General features: G+C 38.5%; 3 protein-coding genes. 2 read left to right on the forward strand and 1 reads right to left on the reverse strand.

The window, feature by feature from the left end; genetic code table 11:
* Positions 1-230: 230 nt before the first annotated feature.
* The gene (locus tag K6G87_RS07680) at positions 231-2,264 is read right to left on the reverse strand and encodes a methyl-accepting chemotaxis protein (protein ID WP_296835559.1); all 2,034 of its coding nucleotides are present in this window, start codon (positions 2,262-2,264) and stop codon (positions 231-233) included.
* 343 nt (positions 2,265-2,607) lie between these two features.
* On the opposite strand from K6G87_RS07680, the gene K6G87_RS07685 reads away from it, so the two are divergent.
* On the forward strand, positions 2,608-4,329 hold the full coding sequence (locus K6G87_RS07685; RefSeq protein ID WP_296835561.1) for a methyl-accepting chemotaxis protein: 1,722 nt from the start codon (positions 2,608-2,610) through the stop codon (positions 4,327-4,329).
* A 160-nt stretch (positions 4,330-4,489) separates the two neighbouring features.
* On the forward strand, positions 4,490-5,604 hold a 1,115-nt coding region (locus K6G87_RS07690; protein WP_296835563.1), incomplete at its 3' end, for an AAA family ATPase.

Below are 5,604 nucleotides of genomic sequence, written 5' to 3' on the forward strand. Positions count from 1 at the left end.
ACTCTTCAATGCTAACATAGGTATAATTTTGAAAAATGGATAATCAGGACTTTTATTACCAAGCAGTCCAACGACCACATTAGCGGATTGGGATTCATCCCTCTGAATGAACTCTTAGCACAAGAAAAGGCGTGACCAAAGTCACGCCTTCCCATTCTTAAATTCTTGAACATTACTGTCTTATGACGCTCCCGGCTTTTGCGGGGGCTTAATTATTTGTTAAGAAATGATCAGCGAAGCTTAAAGTTTGCTACAACGCCGGCAAGGTTCTTTGCTATTACAGACTGCTTGCTGGACATATCAGATACATTTTCAACAACGTTTGATACAGAGTTAACTGTATCTGTGATGTCAGATGATCTTGTAGCTGTATCCTGTGTTGACTCTGTAATATTCTGGATTGCAGAACTTACCTCGCTCATAGCTCCTCTTATGGTTCCGACCATTTCAGCAATTGAGGTTGATGTCTGTCCAAAGGATAGAGCATCTTCTCCGTACTGCTGAGCTACATTTACGAAGTTATCATAGTCAGGTGTAACTGTCTCTTTAAGGAAAGTAAGAAGCTCATTGGTTGCATTAAGGAGATTAGAGAAGGCTTCCTGTACGCCTGCAACAGTATTCTGAATCTCACCAACAGCAGCTCCTGTATCACCTGCAAGCTTATTGATCTCAGTAGCTACAACTGCAAATCCTTTACCATGTTCTCCTGCACGGGCAGCCTCGATAGAAGCGTTGAGTGAAAGGAGATTGATCTGATCTGCGATCTCTGCTATAGAATCGGCAAGTGAACCAATCTGCTGTACAACATCTGCCTGTGAATTTGCAGCTTCTATATCTGACTCACGTTCTGAAGCAATCTGAATTGCATGATCATATGCTGCTTTAGAACTCTCTTCAATTTCTTTAGCTCTTTTTTCAATATCTTCAGCCTGGCCTCTTGATTCATCAGCCTGATCAGCAAGCAGCTGAACTGATGCATTAACTTCTTCTACAGAAGCATTAACTTCTTCGGTAGCTGCTGATGCGCTCATCATAGCATCATTAACACCTGTCATGTTGGACTGAATTGCCTGGAATTCATTAGTGAGCTGACTTGCCATGCCTTCAAGAGTTGAACTAGCTTCGTCAATTTTTTCAGATTCATTTGATACCTTCAAGATAACACCTTTATTATTTTCATACATTTCATTAAGCGAATCTGACATCTGACCAAGTTCATCCTTGCTCTTGGAATGAATCTTGTTAATAGTAAAGTCGCCGCTTGCAAGCTGACCGGCAAATGTCTTAACGTTCTTAACGCTATTTGATATGGAGTTAACAAGAAGGAGTATTACAAGTGCACATACAGCTATAGCTACTACGCAGATAGTAACAAGAAGATTACGAATCTGGATCATGGTTGCATCAAGCTCTTTTTCGGAAAGCGTCAGGACAAGTTTCCATCCTACTTCCGGTATAGTATCGTAGAAGTATATAATTGCTCCATCAGATTTCTCTATACCTCCAACACCGTTTTCATTTGCAAGTACATATTCTGCTATGCCATCCATATCAGGATCATCAGCTATATTAAGCGATGATTCTGTCTTACTGGAATCTATATCGTAAAGGTATACTCCGCTTGATGTAAGAAGTATAGGAGTAGAAGTGGTTCCAAGTGACATTGAAGATACCATTTCCTGAATAGAACCAAGAACTGTATCTACTGTGATACATCCTATACATTCTCCTGCAGAATTAAATATAGGAGCTGAGCATGTAGCCATGATCGTTCCGCTGGAAGCATCATAATATGGGTCTGTAATAGAAGCATCAAGTGTTGTCATGGAAGTTGCGTCTGTATAGTATTCCTGAGAGAAATAGTCATACTCTGCATTTGAATATTCATCAGTGTATACGATACTATCACCATCTTTATACCAGTAAGGACCAGCATATTCCTGGTTATTATATACCCCTTTGGCAAACCATATTCCGGCTCCTGAAATTACATCATTACCTTTTATAACATTAGAGAAGATCTCCTCATAGTTTTCAAGATCCGTATAGGTGTAACTTGTACCTACGTTATTGGAAAGAACTGTTGCCGTGTTGCGAAGAGTTTCCAAAGTCGTATTTACAGAATTGGAATTGGCTTCGAGTGTCTGAGCAGCCTTTTCAGCTGTCAATGTCTGAAATGCAGATGAAAATTTGGTTACACTAATATAAGTTACAAGTATTAGTGAGATCGCAACAATGGGAAGAATACCAAGTAACATTTTCATTCGTAGACTCATTTTTTTCAGCATACATACTCCTTTTTGCTCAAATATATAGAGCATAAAATTTGTTAAATAATACTTTTGATATAGATGCATCCGTTCATCTATAGTAATAAATTAACTGCGTGCCATATAAAGTGAAGACATTTTGAAACAAAGAGGCTATATATAGAAAATATTTTAGCCATATGTAATATCGGATATGAAATAAAAAAAATTAACTCTATTATTTAATAATAATTATTAAGTAATGTTGATAAATGCCGATAAAAGTTATGTATAAGTTCTTTGGCTCTAATTTTTCCATTATTTCAGGTACTTGGCAGTTAACTGTCGGAGGTTAATTATGAATATTAAAGGAATGATTTCGGCTGATAAGGAGAAACTAAAGAATCAGCCAGTATCTAAAAAAGTAACCGAAATTTTTAAAAGTGCAAGTATAAGGTTTGCCCTTGTTATTGCATTTATGGCTGTTACTATAGCTATGTCAGTCTGGGGTGTATACTCTATTTATTCAAGAGATCTTAAAGCTGACAATATTCAGGGTGATATTAGAATAGATATACAGGCTTTATCCAAACATCTTTTGTGGGCATTGTCTGCTACAACGGAAGAGGTCAGAAATTCTGAACTTGAAAAGGTATCTGAGGCATTTGAAGATTTTGCCGGCTATAAGGAAAGTCTTTCAGAAGTATATGATAATGCTGACATGATTGAACAGTTTTATGAGCATCTTGCCATAGTTGAAGAGAATGGTAAAACTATGGAAGCAATGTTCTATGATGGAACTTCTACTGAAGATGAGATTTTTGAATATTTTGATGGAACACTTTATCCGTCGATCAATGAAGTTGCATCTGATCTTAAGACTGTTTCAGCTGAGATAGAAGAACATGGACAGGCTGTATATACAAGGACTCTTGTTACTACAGGCGCTACAGCAGCTCTTTCAGTCCTTATTATACTTACAACAGTTCTCTATATTGCTAATTCAGGCAAAACTCTTGCAAAGAGTATTGTAGAACCTGTTGATGAAGTAAGAGATGCTGCTAGAGAAATGTCAGAAGGTATACTTAATATAAAGATTGACTACAGGGCTCAGGATGAGCTTGGAGAACTTGCCCATGATCTTAGAAAGTCGACAAGCTATACAGCATCTATTGTTACTGATATAAGTGAATCTCTTGGAAGAATGGCAACGGGAGACTTTACAAAAGGAACTGATAATCCTGATATGTACATTGGTGACTATGTTGCTATAAAGGATGCTCTTGACGATATTGCCGACAGATTATCAACTACTCTTGCACAGGTAAGAGAGTCTTCATCTCAGGTATCAATAGGCGCTCAGAATATGTCAGAAGGAGCAAGTGCTCTTGCAGAAGGTGCTACCGACCAGGCAGCAGCAATACAGGAACTTACAGCTTCTGTTTCTACAGTTACGGAACAGACAAGGAATGTTGCAGATGCTGCTCAGCAGTCCAATGAGATGGCACAGAAGGTTAAAGAAGATGTAGATACATCTGCTCGTAAGATGCACCTTGTTACAGATGCCATGACAAGAATAACAGAAGCTTCCAAAGAAATTGAGCTTGTTACCAATTCAATTGAAGCTATTGCCAAGCAGACTCAGCTTCTTGCACTTAATGCTTCGATCGAGGCTGCAAGAGCAGGCGATGCAGGTAAGGGATTTGCAGTTGTTGCAGGTGAGATAAGTCAGCTTGCAAACCAGTCATCTGAAGCTGCCAAGAATACTCATCAGCTTATAAGTGACACGATGGATGAGATATCCAATGGTAATGAAGTTGTTGATGAAACCAAAGCTGCTCTTGAAATGGTTGTTGAATCAGTTAACCATGTATCAGAGATGATGACTACATCCGGAAATATGGCTAAGGATCAGGTTACAAGTATGGAGCAGATCACAGAAGGCATCGAGCAGATATCCAATGTTGTATCAAGTAACTCTGCAACAGCTGAGGAATCAAGTGCTGTATCGACTCAGCTTTCTGAAGAATCATCAAGTCTTAATGATCTTATTGATAAGTTTAAGGTCAAAGAGGGATAGGCGTTTATAGCTGTAATAAATATACAGGTTACAAGGAAGGTGCTGCTTGTTGCGGCACCTTTTTTGGTGAAATATGTGGTATTATCTAATAGATAATGTGCAGATAAAGCAGATGCAAGTAGACACTTTACATATCTGACTTATATAAAAGAGGTGGAAAATGGACAAGAGGGAAAAAGAAAAACTTGAAGATGTCCTGAATCAGATTCAGAATTCTCAAAGTAGCATGCTTAGCGGATTGTACGGGGACTTCTTTGGAAGTGGCAATTCAAATACAGGCAGCAGTCTAAATACAAATAGTGGTTCTTTGGTAAATGGCAGCTCTAATACCAAAAGTAATGATGATCCGCTTAAAGATGCTCAAAATGCATTAAGCGAATTTAATACAAAGGTAAGTGAGGCGACAGAAAACGGTGTAACATCGCCTTCTTCAAAGACAGCTTCTGATAATGGCCTGACAGATAATAAAGAATCTGAAGGTGGTGCCCCAAAAGAGCCAGAAGAAGACCCAATGGAGACACTTGATAAGCTTATAGGTCTTGATACTATAAAAGCAGATGTTAAGGAGCTTACCAATTTCGTTAAGATTCAAAAGACAAGACAGGATGCAGGACTTAAATCTGTACCTGTATCTCTTCATCTTGTATTTACAGGTAATCCCGGAACCGGTAAAACAACAGTAGCCCGTATTATTTCAAAGCTTTATAAGAATATTGGAGTTCTGTCCAAGGGACAGCTTGTTGAGACAGACCGTTCAGGACTTGTAGCAGGATATGTAGGTCAGACTGCAATCAAGACTCAGGAGCTTATCAAGAAGGCTATGGGCGGAGTTCTATTTATAGATGAAGCCTATGCTCTGTCACAAAAAGATGACGCCTTCGGCCAGGAAGCTATAGATACTATACTTAAAGCAATGGAAGATCACAGAGACGATCTTGTAGTCATTGTTGCAGGTTATACAGAGCCTATGGAGAAATTCATAAACTCCAATCCGGGTCTTAAGAGCAGGTTCAACAAATATATTGAGTTTTCTGACTATACGATAGACGAACTTATGGATATATTTGATATGAACTGTAAGAAGTATGATTATGTCATCGAAGAAGATACCAAACAGCATGTTAAAGAGCTTATAACGCAGAGAAAACTTGCTTCAAACGGTAACTTTGCCAATGCCCGTGAAGTAAGAAATATATTTGAAGAGATAATCACTAATCAGGCTTCAAGGATTGCAGGAATAGAAGACCTTAAGCCTGAAGATATGATGAAGATCAC

It is taken from the genome of Butyrivibrio sp. (assembly GCF_024699075.1).

Bases quoted from the DNA above. Each gene is read 5' to 3' on its own strand.
- K6G87_RS07680 (WP_296835559.1), bottom strand. From the start codon at position 2,264: ATGAAAATGTTACTTGGTATTCTTCCCATTGTTGCGATCTCACTAATA.
- K6G87_RS07685 (WP_296835561.1), top strand. From the start codon at position 2,608: ATGAATATTAAAGGAATGATTTCGGCTGATAAGGAGAAACTAAAGAAT.